General features: G+C 66.3%; 13 protein-coding genes and 1 pseudogene. 4 read left to right on the top strand and 10 right to left on the bottom strand.

Annotation, left to right across the window (positions count from 1 at the left end; all coding sequences use genetic code 11):
- Positions 1-19 precede the first annotated feature (19 nt).
- The 5 genes from ACNJYB_RS08655 to ACNJYB_RS08635 form a co-directional block, all read right to left on the bottom strand.
- Positions 20-817, bottom strand: coding sequence for an adenylate/guanylate cyclase domain-containing protein (locus ACNJYB_RS08655; RefSeq protein WP_439373551.1), 798 nt, complete (start codon positions 815-817; stop codon positions 20-22).
- Positions 818-1,081: 264 nt separating this feature from the next.
- On the bottom strand, positions 1,082-1,261 hold the full coding sequence (locus tag ACNJYB_RS08650) for a hypothetical protein (protein ID WP_439373550.1): 180 nt from the start codon (positions 1,259-1,261) through the stop codon (positions 1,082-1,084).
- Between the two features lie 103 nt (positions 1,262-1,364).
- Complete coding sequence (locus ACNJYB_RS08645; RefSeq protein WP_439373549.1) at positions 1,365-2,555, bottom strand: adenylate/guanylate cyclase domain-containing protein; 1,191 nt, start codon at positions 2,553-2,555, stop codon at positions 1,365-1,367.
- A gap of 78 nt (positions 2,556-2,633) precedes the next feature.
- On the bottom strand, positions 2,634-3,218 hold the full coding sequence (locus tag ACNJYB_RS08640) for a HutD/Ves family protein (RefSeq protein WP_439373548.1): 585 nt from the start codon (positions 3,216-3,218) through the stop codon (positions 2,634-2,636).
- 73 nt (positions 3,219-3,291) lie between these two features.
- Positions 3,292-3,456 (bottom strand): hypothetical protein, encoded by a 165-nt coding sequence (locus tag ACNJYB_RS08635; RefSeq protein ID WP_439373547.1) that lies wholly within the window; start codon positions 3,454-3,456, stop codon positions 3,292-3,294.
- A 101-nt stretch (positions 3,457-3,557) separates the two neighbouring features.
- Between ACNJYB_RS08635 and ACNJYB_RS08630 the strand changes: the two genes are divergently transcribed.
- Positions 3,558-4,370, top strand: coding sequence for a class I SAM-dependent methyltransferase (locus tag ACNJYB_RS08630; RefSeq protein ID WP_439373546.1), 813 nt, complete (start codon positions 3,558-3,560; stop codon positions 4,368-4,370).
- Between the two features lie 21 nt (positions 4,371-4,391).
- On the opposite strand, the gene ACNJYB_RS08625 is transcribed toward ACNJYB_RS08630, so the two are convergent.
- The gene (locus ACNJYB_RS08625) at positions 4,392-5,954 is read right to left on the bottom strand and encodes a L,D-transpeptidase (protein WP_439373545.1); all 1,563 of its coding nucleotides are present in this window, start codon (positions 5,952-5,954) and stop codon (positions 4,392-4,394) included.
- Between the two features lie 246 nt (positions 5,955-6,200).
- Positions 6,201-7,637 carry a lipopolysaccharide biosynthesis protein gene (locus ACNJYB_RS08620; RefSeq protein WP_439373544.1) on the bottom strand — a complete coding sequence of 479 codons (1,437 nt, stop codon included), beginning with the start codon at positions 7,635-7,637 and terminating at the stop codon, positions 6,201-6,203.
- Positions 7,638-7,899: 262 nt separating this feature from the next.
- On the opposite strand from ACNJYB_RS08620, the gene ACNJYB_RS08615 reads away from it, so the two are divergent.
- Complete coding sequence (locus ACNJYB_RS08615; protein WP_439375507.1) at positions 7,900-8,988, top strand: glycosyltransferase; 1,089 nt, start codon at positions 7,900-7,902, stop codon at positions 8,986-8,988.
- Positions 8,985-10,053, top strand: a pseudogene (locus tag ACNJYB_RS08610) (endo-1,4-beta-xylanase). Before ACNJYB_RS08615 ends, ACNJYB_RS08610 begins: the two are co-directional and overlap by 4 nt.
- A gap of 37 nt (positions 10,054-10,090) precedes the next feature.
- Here ACNJYB_RS08610 and ACNJYB_RS08605 read toward each other — a convergent pair.
- The 3 genes from ACNJYB_RS08605 to ACNJYB_RS08595 all read right to left on the bottom strand — a co-directional run bounded on the left by ACNJYB_RS08605 (position 10,091) and on the right by ACNJYB_RS08595 (position 15,397).
- The gene (locus tag ACNJYB_RS08605; protein ID WP_439373543.1) at positions 10,091-11,041 is read right to left on the bottom strand and encodes a DUF6492 family protein; all 951 of its coding nucleotides are present in this window, start codon (positions 11,039-11,041) and stop codon (positions 10,091-10,093) included.
- A 94-nt stretch (positions 11,042-11,135) separates the two neighbouring features.
- Positions 11,136-11,930: a protein-L-isoaspartate O-methyltransferase family protein gene (locus tag ACNJYB_RS08600; RefSeq protein WP_439373542.1), complete on the bottom strand. Its 795-nt coding sequence runs from the start codon at positions 11,928-11,930 to the stop codon at positions 11,136-11,138.
- On the bottom strand, positions 11,927-15,397 hold the full coding sequence (locus ACNJYB_RS08595; protein ID WP_439373541.1) for an ATP-binding protein: 3,471 nt from the start codon (positions 15,395-15,397) through the stop codon (positions 11,927-11,929). Before ACNJYB_RS08595 ends, ACNJYB_RS08600 begins: the two co-directional genes overlap by 4 nt.
- A 135-nt stretch (positions 15,398-15,532) precedes the next feature.
- Between ACNJYB_RS08595 and ACNJYB_RS08590 the strand changes: the two genes are divergently transcribed.
- On the top strand, positions 15,533-21,967 hold the full coding sequence (locus tag ACNJYB_RS08590) for an amino acid adenylation domain-containing protein (RefSeq protein WP_439373540.1): 6,435 nt from the start codon (positions 15,533-15,535) through the stop codon (positions 21,965-21,967).
- Positions 21,968-22,111 lie beyond the last annotated feature (144 nt).

Here is a 22,111-nt window from a genome sequence, read left to right as displayed (position 1 = left end):
CCAAGCCGGAGCGCGCGTCTCACCCCTCCACCCGCCACAGCCGCCACCGCTCGGGCACGCCCTTGAGCCGGTGCACGCCGTGATCTCTCAGGCTGATCGCGGACTGCGCCTTCAGCAGCTCCTTCACCGCGCTCGAGACCAGGACTTCGCCGGCGCGCGCCTTGGCGGCGATGCGGGTGCCGATGTGGAAGGCAAGGCCCACCATTTCGCCGCCGCTGATCGTGTACTCGCCGGCGTGCAGACCGACCCGGATCTCGAGGCCCAGCGTCCGCACGGCGTTCTGGATCGCGGTTGCGCAAGTGATGCCGGCGGCGGGTGCCTTGAAGGTCGCCAGCACGCCGTCGCCGGTGGTCACGACCTCCTTGCCGCGCGAGCTCTTCAGCTCCTTGCGGACAGCGGCGTAGTAGTGACCCATCACCTTGGTCCAGCGCGCATCGCCGAGCTTGGCGGCCTTGGCGGTGGAGCCGACGATGTCGACGATCAGGATGGTGGCGAGCGCGTGCTTGAGCTCGGCGGTGCGTGCGGCCGATGGGCGCCGGTTCGCGATGGCCCCGGCCAGCGGCTCATAGCGGTGGTTGCGGCGACGCGCGATCGCGGCCTTGACATAGTCCCGGGCGCGCTGCGGCGTGCGGCAGCGGATCGTCTTCTCCTGCGGCACGCGCGCCCAGTAGACCTTTCGCCCGCTGCCTGCGCCATGCACCTCCACGGCGCCCCACTTCAGGAAGATCGTCGTGCCGGCACGCCTGATGCACCACGCTTTCGAGGTGTAGCCGGAGACGTTCGACTGATGGACACCGATGCGAAGGAATTTTGGCATAAACGGGCGGCTGATCGCAGGACCGTCTGGGCATAGTAGGCTTGCTGCGAAGCGTAGTCGTACAATGCGGCATTGGCAACCTCCCCGCAAATAGGAACAGCCTCACCTCACCGCGCATTGACCCGTGCCGGGTCCCACATCGTCCGGCAAACGGCGCCGGCTCGAACTCCGCCCCCTGGACCAGAGCCGGCGCCGTCCGACCTCAAGCAAAGGAGCGCACATGAAAGCGCTTGTTCTGGCAGGCCTCGTTGCGGCTCTCGCCGCTCAATCCTGCGCGTTCGCGCAAGGCGGCACGGGTCCGTCGAGGACCGGCTCCAGCATCGATTCATCCGGCACCGGCGGCACCACGGGCGCGGGAGCCTCGAGCCTCAACACGTCGTCCGACAACAATGGCGGCGGATCCAGCGCGCCGGCGAGATCGACGACCGAACGACCGCGCGACAACGACTCCAGGCAAACCGAAGGAGGCCAGCAGGCGATACCGGGCTCCGGCTCAACCGGAGCGAACCGGAAGTGATCGCCGGCGCCGAACGGCCTTGCCGATCCCTCACCCAGGAAACGCAAACAGCTCGATCGGATCGCTGAAGCCGCGGACGTCGTATTTGCCCACGCGCTCCAGTTCGAATTTCGGCTGCACGAGTTCGGCGAAGTCGCGCGACAGCAGCACGTTGCGCCCAATCTGCTTCGTGAGCGCTTCGAGGCGGGAGGCCATGTTGACGGCGGGACCGATCACGGTGAAATCGAGCCGGCTCGACGATCCGATATTGCCGTACATGACGTCGCCGACATGGACGCCGATGCCGTAGTTAAGCGGCGCGCGGGCGCTGCTCCTGTTGCGCTCATTCAGCGCGGCCATGGCTTCCCTCGCTTCTCTCACGGCATGCAGCAGGTTGGCGCAGGCATCGGGCTGGCTCAGCGGGAAGATGGCGAGCAGGCCGTCGCCGATGAATTTCAGGATCTCGCCGCCATGCCGTGTGATCGGCTCCGACATCGCGTCGAAATAGTCGTTGAGGAGGTCGATGACGTCGTCGCGAGGCCAGTTGTCGGAGATTTTCGTGAAATCGCGCAAATCGCAGATCATGATCGCCGCGCGCACCGTGGTGCCGGTGCCGCGCCGGGTGGCGCCGGCCAGGATCAGCTCGCCGGCATGGGCGCCGACATAGGTCTCCAGCAGCGTTCGCGCCAGGCGGTTCTTGACTCGAATCTCGCTGACCAGCGCCAGCACCGGCAGCAGGTTCTTCAGGGCCGCGATATGCGCGTCCTCGAAGCCGCCGGGCCGGTCGGTAGCGAAAGTGATGAGATGGCGCTTGCCCAGCGTGTGATACAGCGGCCAGGCCACATAGTCAGTCAGACCCTTCTGCCGCATCTCGTCGTAGAGCGCATGCTTGCGGCCGAGCGCGGGGTCGCGTTCGAGGTTCTCCCGCAGCTCGCTCGCGCCGTTCTGCATCTCGTTGGCGGGGCTGCCGATATATTCGGACCGCTCGCGAACGTCGTAGTCGACCAATGCAATCTCCGCCTCGCGCATGCCGTGGGACCACATGAAGCGGGCGCCGAGCCATTGCGGGTGATTGATCAGCATGTGAAGCGTCGATCGCTTGAGCGGGATGCCGGCCTGCTGGAGGCGGATGCACATCTCCGCAAAGATATTGTCGATGAAGCGCTCGTCGCGCGTGCCGTTGGTCAGCCAGTGGACGACGCCGTCGGACAGCGTGGGGGGATTTGGGTGTGGCGCGTTCATATCCTGCCCCTTAGCGGCGGCCTTCATCGAGCAGATATCGTGTGCCGGTAATTGTGCGCATCCGAAGGCGGTTGCCGCCTAGCCGACGAGCTGGATCGACGCCAACACCGCCAAGCCTGAAACGAGCGCCAGACCGGACGCCTCGGTCAGCTCGACCTTCAGCGTGCTGCCGTCGGGAACGACGAAACCCTCCCCATTGAGGCGAATGCTGCAAGCGCCGGAGACCGCGTAGACGAGGTGCGTGCCGGGGGGCAACGGGCGCTCGCCCAGTTCCCTCAGGGCGACAAGCTCGATCTCTGCAGCGCCCCGCCGCGCCATCAGGTTCACGACCTCGACGGGACCTTCCTCCAGCACGGTGACGATCTCGAGCTCGCCGGAGAAGCGCACCGTCGTAAAAGGTTCACGCTCGTCGAACTGCTGCGTCGGCGACTTCAGCACCAGTCCGCGCCCCTTGACGACCATCTGCAGGCGGTCGATGCCGGGCATGTGGGAGAACGGACCGGGCGTCACGATCGGCGTGGACGCAAAGCGCCAGAGCAGGCTGTCCCAGTCCTTTACCGGGCTGTCTGCACGATGGGCGCCCGCAATGTCGGTGAGGATGCCGCCGCCGTTCTTCCAGGGCGAACGGGTGTACTGTTCGGGTTTCAGCAGCGTGGTTTTCATGTGTCGGGGTCGTCAGGGAGAAGCATGAACGGATGTATTAGCACATCTCGCAGCCCGGATTGCGCGACAGGAGCTACATCCCGCTCAGGCCGCTATCGATCGCGAGCGTCTGCGCATTGTCGAACTTCGGCATCGCGGCGCGGCAACACAGAATGGGGCCGCGGACGTTGACGTCGTAGATCCTGTTCCACTCTTCGGCCCTGACGTTGTCGAGCCCGGTCTTGCCCGTTGCTCGCAACGCGAGACCAGGCAGGAAGGCGTGGTCTACTTCGTTGCTGGCGCGACCGGGGGGAAACCATGCTAACGTGAGCCTCGCGTCCAACCTTCAGCGAGGCAAGCATGTCCAGCACTGACAAGGTTTTCGCCGGCTCGATTCCGAAAATCTATGACGAGTATCTCGTCCCGCTGATCTTCTCCATCTATGCGCAGGACCTGGCACGGCGCGTTGCGGCCCGCTCTCCTTCCGTGCTGCTCGAGATCGCCGCGGGCACCGGCGCCGTGACGCGCGCCATGGCGACGGCGCTACCGCCAGGGGTCCGCTACGTCGCGACAGATCTCAACGAGCCCATGCTCGCGGTCGCCGCGCAGCGCCAGGCCGATGATGATCGCATCACCTGGCGGCAGGCGGACGCAATGGCCCTACCCTTCGGCGATGCCGAGTTCGACGTGGTGTGCTGCCAGTTCGGCGCGATGTTCTTCCCAGACCGCGTCAAGGCCTACGGAGAGGTGAAACGAGTCCTGAAGGGCGATGGCACGTTCGTGTTCAATGTCTGGGATCGTATCGAGGACAATGTGCTCACACACGAAGCCACGGTCGCGCTCGCAAAGCTGTTTCCCGACGATCCGCCCCGTTTCATGGTCCGGACGCCGCACGGCTATCACGACAAGGCCGTCATCAGGACCGACCTCGAACGTGCGGGCTTCGGTGACATATCGATCGAAACGCGATCCGAGACCAGCCGCGCGCCGTCGGCCGAATACGTCGCGATCGCGCTCTGCCAGGGCACGCCGCTGCGCAGCGAGATCGAGGCCAGGGACGCCAGCAAGCTTCAGGCTGCAACCGACGTCGTTGCCGAGGCGCTCCGGGCGCGCCATGGCTCCGGGGCGATCGACGGCAAGATCCAGGCGATCGTGATCGAGGCGCGTCGGTAATCGCGAGCTTCGCCGCACGCGTTACCACCAGCTCCGCTGCATCGGCTGCGTCGATTGATAGTACTGGTACCCGCCGCGCTGCCGGCGCGGGTTGACCGGTTGCGCGTACGGATCGCGCTGCTGGAAGAAGTAGCCGAAGCCGTTGCCGCCATTGTCCCAGCCGTCATCGCTGGCAATGTCCATCGACGGGGCGGTCGGCTTGCGCGTGATGAAGCCGCCCTGGGGATGGTTGCTCAGCACCGCGACGAACTCGGTGCGGTAGTTGGTCTCGCTGCTCAGCGGCTCGTCCGAGATGATGATCGAGGAGCGCGGCAGCGCGGTCGGTCCGATGCGATCCCACACGTCCTGCGGGATGGTGATGCGGTCGAGCGCGGCCTTGGCGTCGTCGCCGCTGTCGATCGTGACCACGCTCCAGCGCAGGCCCGTGTCGGTCCTCGCCATGGCCGTGAAGATGTGCGTGCCGAGCGGCTGGTCGGGATTGCGGATCGTGACGGGGACCTCGATGCTGGTGTCGAACACCTCGCCGCCGCCGTCCGGCGCCGGCTTGTGCGTGTTCCGCCGCACGTAGAGCTTCTGCGTCGCGCGGCTGATATAGACCGAGACCGGCTCCAACGCGAGCTTGGCATCGGTCGCGGCCCTCACCGCGTCGGCCTTCTTCGCCGCAGCCACCTTCGCCGCCTCTTTCGTCGCAGCGACCGCGTCACGCTTCGGCTGCGCCGCAGCCTTGGCGGCGTCCAGTTGCGTCGCCGCATCGGCGGCCTTCGTCGCCGCCTTCTGCTTCAGCTCCTCGGCCTTGACGCGGGCCTGATCGGTCTTTGCATTCGCGAGCGTCTTGTCGGCGAAGGCGAGCTCGGCGTCGGCGCGGGCCTTCTGCTGCTCCAGCTTGCGCAGCAAGGCTGGGAGCGAGGCCGCCTCCTTCGCGGCCGCGGCCGCCGCCTTCTTGGTCTCGTCGGCGGCCCTGGTGGCCTCCTCGGCCTCGGCCGAGAGCTTGTCGGCCCGGCTCGGCACTGCCGCAATGGCCTCCCGCTTCGGCACGAACAGCGAGGGGTGGGTGAAATCGACCGGCGCCGCGTCGTTCGGCGAGATGATCACGCGCATGCCGATGTTGGTCTTGTCGAACAGGTTCTCGGCAAAGCCGAACGGCATGCGCACGCAGCCATGCGAGGCGGCATAGCCCGGCAGCGGGCCGCCATGCAGCGCGATGCCGTTCCAGGTGATCCGCTGCATGTTCGGCATCCAGGCATCGTCATACATGGTCGAGCGGTGGTCCTTGTCCTTCTCGACGATGGCGAAGACGCCGGCTGGCGTCTCGCGCCCGGTGGTGCCGGTCGAGACCGGCGCACGCAGGATCCAGCCATCGGCGTCGTAGAAGGTGACCTGCTGGCTCTTGATCGACACGATCGCCATGATCGGCTCGCCGGCCTCGCGCTGGGCCACCGCCTCGGCGACCTGACGCGCCTGCTTGGCTGCGGACGCCGGGCCCAGCGTCGCCAATGCGACCATAGCCGCCAGGGTCACAACTCCGGGAGGCCCCCAACGCCGCACCGCCAAGGTGGATTGCGCCGTTGTCATCAGGTTTTTCATGCCATCCTCGGTCGAAATGCCGCCCGCGCGTGCCGGTCAAATGTCAGTTTGCGATCTCTAAATTAAGAAATCACAGCTGCCATACGTTCCGTCTGTGGCGAGATTCGGCACGTTCCGGCGGCAAATCTCTCATATACGACGGCCCGCACGGACGGAAGGGCGCTTGCGGCCCAGGCCGGTCCGGAGCTGGCGGTCCACCGCTGCGGCAGAATGTCCACCCCGCCGGGACTGCGGCCGCCCGACCCGTCAAACGCCCAGTGCCTTCCGGTTCAAATTTCGCAGGAAACGCATCGAAAGGGCCCGGACATTCGCGACATTGAGCAGCCAGGCCGCTGCCGCGTAAGCGAGCCCGCCGGCAAGGCTCACCATGGTCAGCGCCACGAAGCCGGTGCCACTGGTCTGCGACCGGGCGAGGAGGATCGCAACCGCCATCGCCGCTGCGGAGACAGCCACGCCGGCGATGCGGGCGGCGTCGAACGGCACGGGATGGGCGCGCTGCATCAGGACGACCGCAACCACGAAGCCGATCGCCTCGGTCGCGAGCGTCGCCAGCGCGGCGCCATAGATCCCGTAGCCTGAAACCAGCGCGAACATCAGCACCACGCTCACCACCAGCGTGAGGAAGGACTGCGCCGCCAGCATGAAGGGACGCTCGGCGAGCTGAAAGCTGATCTGGACGTAGAACTGGTTGGCGATGCCGAGGAAGCGGGCGAGCACCAGTGTCGGCAGCAATGCCGACACGCCGGCGCGGAAATCGACGCCCACGAGCGTGCCCGCAACCTGGTCGGTTGCGAGCGCCAGCCAGACCGCAACGGGTGCGACCACGCCGAGCAGCAGCTCGAGGCTCTCGGTCAGCCGCTCGCGCGTCGTCTCCTTGTTGTTCTCCGACAACGACCGGAACACCAGAGGCACGGTCGCAGCCGCGACGCTGGACGCAATCATCACCATGAACTGGCGCGGCAGGTCGGCGGCAACGCCGAAGATGCCGGCGGCGTCCTTGCCGAGCAGATAGGCGACGATGAGACGGTCGCAGCTCGAGTACAGCGCGACCGAGAGGCCGACCAGCGTCAGCGGCAGGCCGTAGCGCGCGAGTTGCATGAACTGGCTGTGCTGGAAGCGCGCGATCTTGCTGCGGTCGCCGACGAGATTGAGGATGATGCCCGTGAGCGAGCCGAGGCCGAACGCGGCGAGCAGGCCGAGTCCGCCCCAGCCGAGCCAGATGCCGGCGAGCCCGAAGCCGACACTCGCCACGCTGCGCCCGATCGAGATCGCGGCGAAGCGATAGGGGCGCAGCTTGGCGCGCTCGAACTCCTGCCCGACATCGACCGCATTGGCCATGATCGCAACGAACATGCTGGCAAGCAGCAGCTCGACACTGACATCGCTGCGGAACAGGAATACGAGCGGCGTGGTGGCACAAAGCACTGCGACCGTGAGCCCAAAGGCGACCATCGCCGTGCCGCGAAAATCCACCTCCGCCGACATCGCCTGATAGCGCGACACCGACAGCTTGATCCAGGCAAAGAAGATCGCGCCGAGAATGCCGGCAAGGCTGATACCGACGACATAGACGCCGTATTCCGCCGGGCTCAGGAGCCGCGTGTAGGCGGTGACGGCGAAGAAACCCACCGCCGCCGGCAGGATGTAGGCGGCGAGGTAAATGGAGAAATGGCGGTTCAGCATGCGAGCTCGGGATCGTCGGCGCCTCGAGGATTAACGGAGCGTTAAAGCAGTTGGCCTTTGCTGCGGCCACCGCACTGCGCCGCCAGCGCCGGTCAAGATAGTCGCATAAGCCTGCAAATCGGATCGCGAATGAAACATGTCCGCGGTTATCGCGCGTTAGCGTTAAATTTGCCCTGTCCTTGTAGGAACCGGCGGGATCACAGAAAAGAAGCAACAATATCAAAAGGTCGCCCGACCCATCCGATGCGTGGACGTGACTGACATGGACGTTGCCGAACGAACGCGGGCGCACCCGACTTCCTGGCCGCATGGTGACACTGACGCTCCGCTGGTTCCGGCGGACTTCGGCACGCAAAGGAGCGACAGGATGGTCCTCAACCTCTTCTTCGAAGAGCGGGACGACCGCTGGTTTCCGGGAGATCGGCACCTCCGGCCGCTGCTGCGGCGCGTGGTCAAGGGCGAGTCCTTCATCAGCGGACAGCGGCGTGTCCTGCTCAATCTGTGCGCGGGCCTCGACCGGCTCGGCATCCGCTATCGCGTCAACGACTATCGCTACATCCAGAAGCACCCGGAGGAGCTCGCCTGCATCATCGGGCGGCCGTTCGTCCTCGACTGGTTCAAATGGAAGAACCCGCTCCTGCTCGGCGTCGCCATGTACGATCACCCGGTCGATGCACCGGAGCGCCTGAAGGACCTGCAGGTGAAGCGCGTGCTGGTGCCGTGCAGATGGTACGCCGACATGTTCCGTCCGCACTGGCCCCATGTCGACGCCTGGCCCGTCGGCATCGACACCGACCTGTGGACACCGGCGCCGGCCGACCGCAAGCGCATGGACGTGCTGCTCTATGACAAGGTTCGCTGGGACTACGGGCGATACGAGTCCGAACTGATCGAGCCGATCCGCCGGCATCTCGAGGCCAGCGGCCGCACGGTCGAGGTGATCCGCTACGGGCACTACAAGGAAGACGACTACAAGGCGGCGCTGGCGCGTTGCCGCAGCATGATCTTCCTGTGCGAGCATGAGAGCCAGGGGATCGCCTGCCAGCAGGCGCTGTCGAGCGGCATTCCCGTCTTTGCGTGGGATCGCGGCGGGCCGTGGCAGGATCCGAAATATTTCCCGCACAAGGTGAGGTACGAAGGCGGCGTCTCGTCGGTACCTTATTTCGACGCACGCTGCGGCGCAACCTTTACCGATGCTGCCCGCTTCATCTCCGGCTGGAGCGGGTTCTGGTCGCATGTGAGCGCCGGCGGCTTCGCGCCACGCGACTACGTGACCGAGAATCTGACGCTCGAGAAGGGCGCGCTTCACTATTACGAGATCGCCGAAGCCGTGATGCAGAACCACGCGTGATCAGGCTCGACCGACGCCAATTCCTCCTCGGCAGCGCCGCGACGCTCGCGGCGGGCGTCTCCGCGTCGGCGTTACCGGCCTCGAGGCTCGCCCAGCGCCGTCAGGGCTTTGGTGCAGCGGCCACGCTCTGGGACCTGCAAGCCGATCCCAGGCTCGGCGAAGCCATCAGCACCTATTGCACGCAGGTGGTGCCGGTGCTCGAGCTGAAATGGCCGATGCTGCGGCCGGACGCGCACACCTTTGCCTTCGAGCGCGCCGATTCGATCCTGGACTTCGCGCGGGCGAACGATCTGGCGATGCGCGGACATACGCTCGCCTGGTATCACGACATTCCGGACTGGACCAAGCAGATCAAGGACGCCAAGGGCGTCGAGCGCACCTATCTCGACCACATCGGCACCGTCGTGTCGTATTACAAAGACAAGCTGACGTCATGGGACGTCGTCAACGAGCCGATCCCGGACAATCCAAAGGGGATCACCGACCGACGTGACACGTTCTGGACGCAGCATCTCGGCAAGAGCTGGATTCCGCTGGCCTTCCGCACGGCGGCCGCGGCCGATCCCTCCGTGAAGCTCGCGATCAACGAATACGACATCGAGTCGGTGAAGGACTCCTTCATCGCCAAGCGCGCGGCCTACCGCAACCTCATCATGGAGCTGCTCGACCAAGGCGTTCCGCTGCACGCCGTAGGGCTGCAATCGCATCTGCATGCCGAGCTCGAGATCGACACGCATGGCCTCGCCGAATTCGTCACCGAGCTGCGCACCTGGGGCCTCGAGGTCCTCGTCACCGAGCTCGACGTCGATTGACCAGAAGCTGGCGGGTGGTCCCGCGGAGCGCGACGCCATTGTCGCCAAGCGCGTCGACGATCTGCTGACCGCCGTCTCGGCCAGCGGACCGGTGCGCTCGATCCTGACCTGGGGCATCTCGGATCGCTACAGCTGGATCAACGGCACCTTCGCCCGGAAGGACAAGCAGCCGAACCGTCCCTTGCCGCTCGACGGCGAGTTCAAGCCAAAGCCGTTCATGGACGTCATCAGCAAGTTCACGAAGGACGTCTGAAGGCTGGCGTGTCTTGAAGGCTAGCGCGTCTTGAAGGCTAGCGCGTCTTGGGCGCCTCGAACGCTTGTGTGTCCCCGATCTGATCGGGAGCCAGGCTCGGACTGCGCCTGTCAGCCGAGTTTAGCCGGAAGACGTCGCGGACGTCATCGATCGAGGTCGACGAGTAGGACTGAATGCAGAGCGCGACCTGCTCGGGGGACGCGGCGCCCATCATGGCTTCGATCGCCGGGCGATCGAGGCGCGTGTCATCCCAGTGCGAGACAGCGATGCTGTCTTCCGTGACCCGATGGGCCGCCAGATGCTTCGGCGAACCGGCGACGAAGTTTCCGTAAAGCAGATACTCCGAAAACTTCTTCTTCCGGCACAGCGCCAGAGCCCAGCTCAGGCCCGTTGCCGACTTGATGGCATCGGTCATCGCGCGCGCAGTGCCCTTGTCCCAGACCAGCGCGTTGCCGACATAATCGTCGGCCGGGAACGAGCGTTCCTTGACACCGAGAAGCTGATCGACTGTGCGCAGCCACAGCACATGCAGGGGGTGACCGGCGTCGATCCCGTTGCGCGTGACGAAGAGCGGCGTCTTCTCGCCGCCGGCATACCGGCCGACGTCGAATTCGCGGAAGAACAGATTGTCCGAATCCAGGATGCAGACGCGCTGCTCGGGCGCGTTGAGGACGCCGGCGATCTTCAGGATCTGCTGGATGTGCCAGCCGTGCACGGGCGACGACAGCAGCGACAGCCAGACGCGCCGCTTGCTGATGAACTGGAGCGCCGGCGGCAGCGCGAACAGCCATTTCGGCAAGTAACGCGAGGCCGGAACGATGACGCGCTTGTCGGACGCGAAGCGCGCGAACAGCGGGACGTCGTCATCGTTAACGAGAACATAATGCCGCGTGTATCCCGTCAGCCAGGCGTCGATGCTCTCGCTGAGCAGCGAAAAGCGTTCGATATCCTTGGCATAGCTCGCAGTCAGCAGGGCAACGGAATGCATGGGCGCGCTCGGATGGCGATCAGGCCACACTCATAGCCGCACCGCGAGATGCGGGAAACTCACAAACGGAATCAAGGTAAAATGAAACGAAGAATTAGCCATCCGACGGCAGCCCCTGCTCGAGCCCGCGAAAGCGCAGCGGCGCCAGGGCCGAGGCGCGCTGCCACCAGTCGGCGACGCGGTCGTCGAGCGCGGTCACGCCGCGGCCCTGGCCGGGGAAGATCCGGATCTGCTGCACCGCCTCGGCCTCGAAGCCCTTCCCCCTGCGCGTGATCTTGAGGGCGGCGCCTTCGCGGTCCCGCTGGGTCAGCGGCACCAGGAGGCGGCCGCGCGGGCGGAGCGATTGCAGCCAGAGCGGATACGGATGCGAGAAGCCGGCGTGGACGATGATCACGTCGGCGGGTTCGCCGATCTCCGCACAACCGTCGCCGTTGATGACCTCGACATTGCGATAGCTACGAAGGTAGTCCGCAGCCCGCGCTGCGAGCCGCTCGTCGCATTCGATCGCATGCACGCTGCCCTTTGGACCAACCATCTTCGACAGCACCGCCGAGAAATAGCCGAGGCCGCAGCCGATCTGGACCACGCGGTCCTTCGCCCTGACGTCGAGCACGTCGATCAGATGCGCCCACAGGCTCGGCAGACCGGTGTCGAGCTTGCGGCGCGCGTCGATCGCGACCAGCACATTGTCATAGAGATGAATGGGCTCGGCGTCCGGCGTCAACCGGTAGCTGCGCGCCGCTTCGCTCTTGATACGCCAGGGTCCCCTGGCCAGAAAATCCTCGCGCGGAACGGCAGCGAGCGCTTCGAGCAGGCGCGGTGAGGAAATCCGCTCGCGCCTGGCAATCAACTCCACATAGCGCGCACGCGCGGCGGCGAGATCGCTCATCTCGCCGCATCGGCCTGTTCAGGAACCGGCGCATCCGCATCGAGCTCGTTGACCAGCTGCATCGCCTGCTTGAGGTCCGGCGTGTAAAAACCCTCGCTGAACCTGCCCACGATCGGCGCGAGCAGGAGACGCGCGTGCTCACGCTTGCCGGCCTGGCGCGACAGCCGCGCGAGGCTCGTGGCGGTGCGAAGCTCCCACGACAGCGCGCCCTGCTTGCGTGCGACGTCCAGCGACAGGCCGAACAGCTCCTCGGCCTCCTGCACCGAGGCCGGGTCGCCGTCCGACAGCGTGATCTCGCCTTGCAGGCGATAGACCTCGGCGAGGTAGGAATGATCGCCCGTCCGCCGCGCAGTCGCGAGCGCGCCGTCCAGCGCGCGCAAGGCGGCCTCTCGCATCCCGACCTTGGCATAGGCTTCAGCCAGCAGGCAGCGGAACCAGCAGCCGGCGAGCCAGGAATCCATTGCCTCGTATTCGTCGAGGCCGAAGCGCATCTGGCTGAGACCTTCGTCGGCCTCGCCGAGCTGCGTCAGCGCCCACCCGCGCAGAATCGCGGCCTGCTGCTTCCAGTGCAGGAAATTGTGCTCGGTCGCGATGATCATGGCGCGGTTGGCGTGATCGCGCGTGCCCTCGACGTCGCGCAAATGCTGGCAGAGGTAGGCGCCGAACATGAGCGCGAAGGCCAGCGTGAACGGATGTCGGATCTTCTCGGCATTGGCGATCGCCTGTTCGCTGTGCTGGCGCGCCGCGTCGGGCCGGCCAAGGAACCAGAGCAGATAGCCGAGATAGGACAGCGAGACGACGCCGGGATCGGTGCCGTGCCGCTCCATCAGATCGGAATGCAGGTCGGGGCTGTAGAGGTTGATGCAGCGATGCAGATGATGCTGCGAGGCGGCAAAGCGGCCGCGATAGAGCATGGTCATCGCGATCGAACGGTGCGCCTCGATCAGGTAACCGGTCTGCTGCGCCGGCGCCGACCGCTCGTTCAGCCGCTCGCGCTTGGCGAATTTCATGAGCTCGACGCTGAGATCGTGTGCGCGGGTGAGATCGGCGCGGATGAAGTGGCAGACCCAGAGGCCGCGGGTGGCGGCAAAGGCCTTCTCGTCGTCGTCGAGCTGCTGGCCCAGCTCGAGCGCGCGGATGTAGTTCTCCTCGACCTCCTGCACCGCATAGCCCTTGGCGGCGATCAGCGCGTTGCCGAGCGCGATGCGCAGCTCGAGTTCCATCTCGTCGGCGCCCTGCATGCGCGCATTGGCCTGCACGACGCTCAAGCCGCGGCGCAGATGGCCGATCGCCTCCAGATTGGCGCCGCTCCTGGCCGCCTGCTTGCCGGCCTTGAGCCAGAAGCTGGCGGCGCCCTCGCTCTGGCCGGATTCGGTCAGATGATGGGCCAGCAGCTCCGGCTCGCGATCGGTCTTCTCGGGATACATCTCGCCGAGCACCTGCGCGATGCGCGCGTGCAGCTTGCGGCGCTCGCTGTGCAGCAGGCTCGCATGCGCGGCGTTCTGGATCATCACGTGCTTGAACGAGTAGAGCGCATCCGGGGGATGGCCACGCCGCATGACCAGCCCGGCCTCCTCCAGATGGTTGAGCGCGGCCTCGATCTGCTCGGCCGGCGTATTGGCGACGGCCTGGAGCGTCTCGTAGGAGAACTCGCGGCCGATGGTGGCGCCGATCTGCGCGATCCGCTTGAACGGGCCCATCCGGTCGAGCCGCGCCATCAGCGAGTCCGTCAGCGTTGCCGGAATCGCGAGCTGCCGCCACGGGCCCGACAGCACGTAGCGTCCGTGCCGCTCGGTCAGGAGATTGGATTCCAGAACCGTCTTGGTGAGCTCTTCCAGGAACAGCGGCACGCCGTCGGTCTTGACGATGATCTCCTCGACCACCTCCTTGGGCAGCTCCCGTCCGGCGACACGCTCGACCAGCGTCGTGCGCAGCTGCCGGCTCAGACGATTGAGCACCAGCGTGGTGATGTGCGAATGCGCGTTCCAACTCGGCTGGAATTCGGAGCGCGCGGTGATGATGACCAGGATCGGCCGGTTCTGCACCCGGTCGACGAGCAGGTCTATCACCTCACGGGAGGTCGGATCGATCCAGTGCAGATCCTCGAATGCGATCACCAGCGGCATCTCCCGCGCGAGGCCGAGGAAGTGATTGACCAGCGCCGCGACGGTCGCATCCTTTTGCTGCTGCGGCGACAGGCCGAGCGGCGGATAGCGGTCGCCGGTCGGTATCGACAGCAGCGCGGCAAACAGCGGCGTGACCTGCTCGATGTCGCCGTGCGCGGCGGCGATCGCGGTCTCCAGGCTCGCCAGCGACAGCGCCGAGGTATCCTCGCGGTCGAGGCCGAGTGAGAACTTGAGCTGCTCGGCGAACGGATAGAACGCGGTCGAGGTGTAGTAGGGCGAACACTGGAAGGAGACCTGCCCATGCCGGTCGACCGATATCCGCTCGAAGATTTCCTGGATGATGCGCGACTTGCCGATGCCGGGCTCGCCGAACTTGACCACGACCTGACCGTCGCCGTCCTTGGCCTGCTGCCAGCGGCCCATCAACAGCGCGATCTCCTCCTCGCGGTTGACGAGCGGCGTCAGCCGCGCCCCCATCGCCGCGGCGAAGCGGGTCTCGACCCGCGTGGCGCGCACCACATGCCAGGCCTGCGCCTTCTCCGAGATGCCCTTCAGCGCATGGACACCGAGATTGCGGTAGTCGAACTTGCCCTTCAGCAGCGACTGCGTCGAGGCGGAGATCACGACGCCGTTGGGTGGCGCCAGGGCTTGCAGGCGCGCCGCAAGATTGACGGTTTCGCCGACCGCGGAGTCGCGCTCCTCGGTGCCCTGCCCGACGAGGTCACCGACCACGACGAGGCCGGTCGCAATGCCGATGCGGACAGCTGGCGAATGGCTGAGCGCGCCGCGCGGCTCGATCGCGCGCGCGGTCGACAGCACCCGCACGATCTCGAGCCCTGCACGCACCGCACGCTCGGCGTCGTCCTCATGTGCGGTCGGATAGCCGAAATAGACGAGGATGCCGTCGCCGACGTAACGGGCGGCAAAGCCCTCGTAGTGCTTGACCACGCGGACGCAGGTCTCACGGAAGCTCGCAATCATGTCGCGCACGTCTTCCGGATCGAACTGCACCGAGAGCGCGGTGGAATCGACCATGTCGCAGAACATCGTGGTGAGCTGGCGCCGCTCGGCCCCGACCTCTGTCCGGGTCTGCGGGCGCGACGCCGCGGCCGGCGGCTCCGCCGTTTCGGCCCGGAATAGCGCCGCCATCGCCCGGTGGAGCCGCTTGCGGTCGCCCAGCGGCAATCCGAGCTCGACCAGATCGGATTCGGTCAGATCCCCCAGTACGTCGAGATCCAGGCGGTGCCGCGCGAAAAGATCGGAGTAGTGGCCGAGGCCGACGCCCTCGAGCCAGCGCTTCAGCCCGCCTTCCGTCGCCGTACTTGGCTCATTCTCCAGCATGGTGATTCTGCCCGACCATCACTCCGTCGAAGGGCTTTGGGCCCCTCAACCACAGATTTTGGGGCCCGAACGTCACCTCAGACTGGACGCGTTCCCTAACTCTTGAGAAGAATAGCCCAATCAGACCAAAAGGGAATGGCATTGTCGGATATTGCATCCGGAGCGGGATCGGCCGGCGCGAGCCTGGAAACGAAGATCTTTTCCCATATCGGCGGCCTTCTCGACTTCCACGCCCGCAGGATTCCTGCGGCGCCCGCTCTCCTCGCCCCCGGCCGGCCGGCACTCACCTATGGCGCGCTTGGCGAGCGGACGCAGGATCTCGTGCGCATGCTGCGCGGGCTCGGCATCGCGCCTGCGGACCGGATCGCCGTTGCGCTGCCGCGCGGCGCCGACAGCGCGCTCGCGCTGATCGCGGTCGCCTCGAGCTGCGCCTGCATCCCGGTCAATCCCGATCTGACCGCGGACGAGCTGCAACGCTATTTCAGCGAATTGAAGCTGACCGCACTCGTCACCCGCGCCGACATGAACTCGCCCAGTCGCGACGTCGCCAAGGCGCTTGGCATCACCGTGATCGATTTCGTGCCGGGGCCGAAAGACGATCTCGGCGGCTGCACTTTCATGGGCCCGACCATCGGGCCTGCGGGCACGAGCGGCGCCTCGCGCGGCGACGAGGATGCCTTCATCCTGCTGACATCGGGCACGGCGGCGCGGCCGAAAATGGTGCCGCTGACGCATCGTAACGTGTGCCTCTCCGCCTTTAATGCCGGCCGAGTGCTGTCGCTGACGTCGCATGATCGCCTGCTCAACGTCCTGCCGCTGTTTCACGCCCATGGCTTGATCTCCGGTCTTCTGACGGCATTGGCCGCGGGCTCGAGCGTGATCTGCACCGACGGCTTCGACGCCGCGTCCTTCTTCGGCTGGATGCGAGAGCTGCAGCCGACCTGGTACACGGCGGTGCCGACCATCCATCGCGCGCTGCTGACGGCGGCGGAAGCGAATCCCGACCGCGTCGGGGCCTCGTCGCTGCGCGTGATCCGCTCGGCCTCGGCCTCACTCGCGCCCGCGATCCTTGCCGGGCTGGAGGCGACGTTCGGCGTTCCCGTGCTCGAGACCTACGGCATGACGGAAGCGGCCTCGCAGATCGCCGCCAACCCATTCGAGCTGCGCAAGGTCGGGTCGGTCGGCCGCGCCGCGGGGCCCGAGATCGCCATCATGGACGAGACGGGCCGTACGCTTGTGAGCGGCGAGCGCGGCGAGATCGTGCTGCGCGGGGCGAACATGACGCGCGGCTACTATAATGACGAGGCGGCGACGCAAGCGGCCTTCCGCGATGGCTGGTTCCGGACCGGCGATCTCGGCTATCTCGACGCCGACGGCTATCTCTTCATCGTCGGCCGCATCAAGGACGTGATCAACCGCGGCGGCCAGAAGGTCTCGCCGCTGGAGGTGGAAGACGTGTTGCTCGGCCATCCGGCGGTGCTGGAGGCCGGCGTATTTGCCGTTCCGCACCCAAAGCTCGGCGAGAACGTCGCCGCCGTCGTGGTGCTGCGGCCGAATTCCGAGGCGAGCTCGGACCAGTTGCGCCAGTTCGCGCGAAAGCGCCTTGCGGCTTACAAGGTGCCGAGCCTGATCCGCGGCGTGCCCGCGCTGCCGAAGGGCGCCAGCGGCAAGGTCAAGCGGAATGCGCTGGCCGGGTTGATCGCGGAGACTGCGGATGCCGGCGAGACGCGCCTGCCGCGCAATGCGCTGGAGACTCAGCTCGCCGCGATCTGGGCCGGCTTGCTGGAGCTGCCCCAGGTCGGCATCGATCAGGACGTGTTCGCGCTCGGCGCGGACTCGCTCGCGGTGACACAGATGCGCTCGCGCCTGCGCGAACGCTTCAACGTCGACTTCTCCTTCGAGGACATTTTCGATTGCGCCACGGTGGCGGCGCTCGCGGCCCGGCTGGAGACCGCGGCAGCCCATCGCGATGCGTCATTACCGGCCTGGCGCCAGGCGGCGGCAGCGGACGCGCCGCTGTCGTTCCAGCAGCAACGGATGTACCTGCTCTCGCGGCTCGACCCCACCCGCTACAATTACAATGTCGTCGAAGTCGCAATGCTGAAAGGCCCGGTCGACGTCGCCGCACTTTCCGCGAGCCTCACCGCGATCTGCGCACGCCACGAGGCGCTGCGCTCGGTCTTCATCGAACGGCAGGGCGAGCCCGCGCAGCGCGTGCTGCAATCCCCGCCACGGTTCGAGCGGATCAAGTTCAAGCCCTGCCCCGCGGACAAGCGGGTCGGGGTGATCAGGCGTGAGGCACTCAAGCTCGCGCAGTATCCATTCGATCTGGCACACGAAGCGCCGCTGAAAGTCACGCTGCTGTCGTTCGACACATCCAGCCACGCGCTGGTCGTCAACGTCCATCACCTCGTCACCGACGGCTGGTCGCAGCGGTTGTTCTGGGAGGAACTCGCCGCCCACTATGCCGCGGCACACAGGAAGGACGTGGCGGCGCTGCCCTCGCCCGCCTTCCAGTATCGCGACTTCGCGCTCTGGCAGCAGAACTGGGCGCAGACGCCGGCGGCGAAGGAGCAGCTCGATTACTGGCGGACGCAGCTCGACGGCGTCACGACGCTGCCGCTGCGGACCGACCGGCCACGGCCGGAGGTCTGGAGCGGTCATGGCGCCCGTCACTATTTCGAGTTCTCCAGGACCCTCTCGGGCGACGTCCGTGCGCTGAGCCAGGCCCAGGGCGTCACGCCCTTCATGACCCTGCTCGCGACCTTCCAGTGTCTCCTGTTCCGCCACACTGGACACGAAGACGTCGCCACGGGATCGCTGATTGCCAATCGCAACCAGATCGAGAGCGAGCGCCTGATCGGGCTATTCGCCAACACCCTGATCCTGCGCAACGATTTTGGCGGCGATCCGAGCTTCGGCGAGATGTTGCGGAGGGTGCGTCAGGTGACGCTGGACGCCTACCGCAACCAGGACCTTGCGATCGAGGAGGTACTGCGCGCGCTGCAGGTCGCGCGAAGGACGGACGGCAATCCGCTGTTCCGGATCATGTTCATCCTCCAGAACGCCTCGATCGAGGCGGCACGCTTTCCCGGCCTGTCGACGCGACGGCTGGAGGTGGATCCGCTAGTTGCGCGCTTCGACATCACCCTCGAACTGGTCGAGGCCGACGGGCGGTTCACCGGCTTCTTCGAATACGCCACCGATCTGTTCGACGCGGCAACGATCGAAAGCATGGCCGCGCAGTTCAAGACACTGCTCAAGGCCGTCATCGCAGACCCGGAACAGCGCATCTCGCGCCTGCCGCTGCTGACCGAGGCCGAACGCCGGCAGTTGCTGGCAAAAGGCCACGGCGTGCCCGCCAACTTCGCCGCACGCGGCAATTTCTGCGAACGCTTCGACCGCCAGGCGAAGAAGACGCCGAACGCGATCGCGGTGTCGGACGGCCGCGCATCCCTGCGTTATCGCGAGCTGGTGCGCCGCAGCCAGGCGATCGCGCGCTGGCTCGTGCTCGAGGGCGTCGGGGCCGAGACGGTGGTCGCCTTGCTCGCCGAGCGCGGCCCCGATCTGCTCGCCGCCATGATCGCGGTGCAGCGCGTGGGCGCGGCCTTCCTGAACCTCGATCCGGACCAGCCGACGGCGCGACTGGCGACCATCCTCGGATCGAGCTGCGCCCGCGTGCTGCTGACAGGGCGCGCCCAATCGGCCATGGTCGCCGCGCTGCTCGAGCCGCTGGTCGAGCGCATCCAGGTGGCCGAGATCGACGACACCATCGCCCCAGGCGCAACCAAGCCGGCCCGCGCCGCGCGGCGCACAGCATCGAGCCTTGCCTATCTCATCTATACGTCCGGCTCCTCCGGCGCGCCGAAGGGCGTCATGATCGAGCAGCGCGGCATGTCGAACCATCTGGCCTCGCTGATTTCCGAGCTGAAGCTGTCGCCCAAGGACGTGATCGCGCAGACCGCGCCGCAGAGTTTTGTGATTTCTGTCTGGCAATTTCTCGCAGGCCCGATGATAGGCGCGCGCGTACATGTCTGCGGCACCGCGATCGTGCAGGACCCGATCCTGCTCGCGCGGGAGATCGAGCGCGAGCACATCACCGTGCTCGAGATCGTCCCCTCGCTGCTCCGTGTGATCCTCGATCGCATGCACGAAGCGCCGGTCCGGCGCGCCTTCGCGAAGTTGCGGCTCCTGATCTCGACCGGCGAGCCCTTGCCCATCGACCTCTGCCGCACCTGGTTCGCCCGCTGTCCGAACGTGCCGCTGATCAATGCCTATGGAGCGTCGGAATGTTCCGACGACGTGTCGCTTCATCGTCTGACCAGGGCGCCCGCGATAGCGACGGGCAACGTTCCGGTCGGCGCGCCGCTGCCGAACACCCAGCTCTACGTGCTCGACGCCGACCTCCAGCCGCAGCCGGTCGGCGTGACCGGCGAGCTCTGCATCGGCGGCGCCGGCGTCGGCCGTGGCTATGTCAACGATCCCGCGCAGAGCCGGCAGCGGTTCCTGCCCGATCCGTTTTCGCGCCAGGCAGGCTCCCGCCTGTACCGCACCGGCGATCTCGCCCGTCGCCGCACCGACGGCATGATCGAATGCCTCGGCCGCGCCGACCATCAGGTCAAGATCCGCGGCTACCGCATCGAGCTCAAGGAGATCGAGAATGCGCTTGCCGACCATCCTGGCGTGCGCACCGGCATCGTCGAACCGCGCCGCGAGGCGAGCGGCGATGTCAGGCTCATCGCCCATATCGTTGCGAAGCCCGGCAGCCGGGTCAGCGCCAGCGACCTGCGCGAATTCCTGAAGAGCCGGCTGCCCGGCCATGCCGTCCCCTCCGCCTTCCTGTTCCTCGACCAGGTGCCGCTCAACGCCCATGGCAAGATCGATCGCTCCGCGCTGCTGGCGCCCGCGCAGCTGCAAACGACCGACCCCGATGCCGCCGTGCCGGCGCGGCGCTTCACCGAAAAGGTGCTCTCCGACATCTGGATCGACCTGCTGAAGGTCGAGAGCCTGGGAGTGACAGACAATTTCTTCGATCTCGGCGGCCATTCGCTGCTGGCCGGCCAGGTGATGGCGCGCGTCGCCCGCGCGCTCGGCGTATCGCTGCCGATCAAGACCATTTTCGAAGCGCCGACCGTCGAAGAGCTTGCCCGTCGTGTCGACGAAGCCGTGGCAGCGAAGCCGCGCAACCTTGCCACAAGCGTCTCGCGGCTGATCGCAAGCGGGCCGCCGACGCTCTCGATGGCACAGGACCAGATGATTCGGATCGAGCAGAAACTGCCCGGCCTGCCGCTGTTCAACCTGCCCTTTGCCTTCCGTCTAGAGGGCCCGCTCGATCCGGCCATCCTCGCGCAAGCATTCGGCGACATCGTGCGCCGCCACGAATCGCTGCGGACCGGTTTCGGCCGGAACGGCGACGAGCCCGTCAGCCGCATCGCCACTCCCAGCGAGCTCGGGCCCGTCCTCACCGTCGAGGTCATCGGCGACGGTCGGCCGCACAACAACAAGCGGCGCAAGGCGCTCGAACTGCGGAAGATCGATCTGCTGATCGAACAGGAGACCTATACGCCGTTCGACATCGCGCGGCCGCCGCTATTGCGGGCGCGGCTGTTGCGGCTCCATGCCGACGACCACGTGCTGCTGCTGACGATCCATCATGTCATTGCCGATGGCTGGTCGATCGGCGTGCTGTTCGAGGAATTGTCGAACCGCTATGCGGCGCTGGCCGGGCGCCCCGCGCCGCCGCTCCCGACGCCTCCGGCCTTTTCGGACGTCGCGCGCTGGCAGCGCTGGTGGTGCGGCACCGACGCCGCCCGCCGCCAGGCCGCCGACTGGACGGAGAATCTTCGCGGCGCGGCCGCGATCTTCGAGGGCGAAGCGGACCCGGGCGCGTCCACCGGGCACCATCCGCTCGGGCTCGAGCCCGATCTGATCGCACGGCTCACAGCGTTCGCCGGTCAGCACAATGGCACGCTGTTCATGTGCCTGCTCACCGGCCTGAAGGCCGTGCTGCTGGCGCGGACCGGCCGCACCGACATCTCGGTCGCCACCGCCATGGCCAATCGCGCCCAGCCGGACACCGACCGCATCGTCGGCCCGTTCGAGAACACGGTGATCGTCCGTACGACAATCACTGCGGATCTGTCGTTCACGCAGGCCCTGAACCGGGTACGCCAGAGTGTGCTCGATGCGCATGCACGGCAGGAGCTGCCGTTCAACATGCTGGCCGACCATCTGGAGCGGGAGGGGATCGACCCCGCAGCGCTGCTCCAGGTCTATTTCACGCTGCAGAATCCGCTGCGCCAGCCGCTCGACCTGCCGGAGATTGCGGTGCAATCGATCGGAAACGTCGCGCGCGAGGGCCAGCCGGTGCTGCCGATCGACCAGACCTGGCTGTCGCTCATGCTGAAAGAGCGCCCGACAGGAATCACCGGTTCATGTAATTACAAGCACGAGCTCCTGGACGGCGGCACGGTTCGCACATGGATGGCAGAGCTCGTCGCGCTGCTGGAGGCAGCGGTTGCCCAACCCGGCACACCACTCGGCCAATTGCTCGCGCGCAAGGCGGCATGACCGGCCGTGCACGAGGTCGAATACAGGTTCACTCGTCAAAGCTGTGCATGATCAAGTTGCATCTTGATTATTTGGCGCCACCGCGCAAGATTATTCGCGTCTTTTTGATTTGGACGATTTTTTTCAAAACCGGGGGAGTGCGTT

Source organism: Bradyrhizobium sp. SMVTL-02, assembly GCF_051853005.1.
Taxonomy (GTDB): domain Bacteria; phylum Pseudomonadota; class Alphaproteobacteria; order Rhizobiales; family Xanthobacteraceae; genus Bradyrhizobium.
The sequence above is the reverse complement of the archived record's forward strand: the minus strand, read 5'-3'. Positions and strand labels throughout refer to the sequence as shown.

Excerpts from the sequence above, each read along its gene's own strand:
- ACNJYB_RS08655 (WP_439373551.1), bottom strand. The coding sequence starts at position 817 with ATGCCAAAATTCCTTCGCATCGGTGTCCATCAGTCGAACGTCTCCGGC.
- ACNJYB_RS08645 (WP_439373549.1), bottom strand. The coding sequence starts at position 2,555 with ATGAACGCGCCACACCCAAATCCCCCCACGCTGTCCGACGGCGTCGTC.
- ACNJYB_RS08640 (WP_439373548.1), bottom strand. The coding sequence starts at position 3,218 with ATGAAAACCACGCTGCTGAAACCCGAACAGTACACCCGTTCGCCCTGG.
- ACNJYB_RS08630 (WP_439373546.1), top strand. The coding sequence starts at position 3,558 with ATGTCCAGCACTGACAAGGTTTTCGCCGGCTCGATTCCGAAAATCTAT.
- ACNJYB_RS08625 (WP_439373545.1), bottom strand. The coding sequence starts at position 5,954 with ATGAAAAACCTGATGACAACGGCGCAATCCACCTTGGCGGTGCGGCGT.
- ACNJYB_RS08620 (WP_439373544.1), bottom strand. The coding sequence starts at position 7,637 with ATGCTGAACCGCCATTTCTCCATTTACCTCGCCGCCTACATCCTGCCG.
- ACNJYB_RS08615 (WP_439375507.1), top strand. The coding sequence starts at position 7,900 with ATGGACGTTGCCGAACGAACGCGGGCGCACCCGACTTCCTGGCCGCAT.
- ACNJYB_RS08605 (WP_439373543.1), bottom strand. The coding sequence starts at position 11,041 with ATGCATTCCGTTGCCCTGCTGACTGCGAGCTATGCCAAGGATATCGAA.
- ACNJYB_RS08600 (WP_439373542.1), bottom strand. The coding sequence starts at position 11,930 with ATGAGCGATCTCGCCGCCGCGCGTGCGCGCTATGTGGAGTTGATTGCC.
- ACNJYB_RS08595 (WP_439373541.1), bottom strand. The coding sequence starts at position 15,397 with ATGCTGGAGAATGAGCCAAGTACGGCGACGGAAGGCGGGCTGAAGCGC.
- ACNJYB_RS08590 (WP_439373540.1), top strand. The coding sequence starts at position 15,533 with ATGGCATTGTCGGATATTGCATCCGGAGCGGGATCGGCCGGCGCGAGC.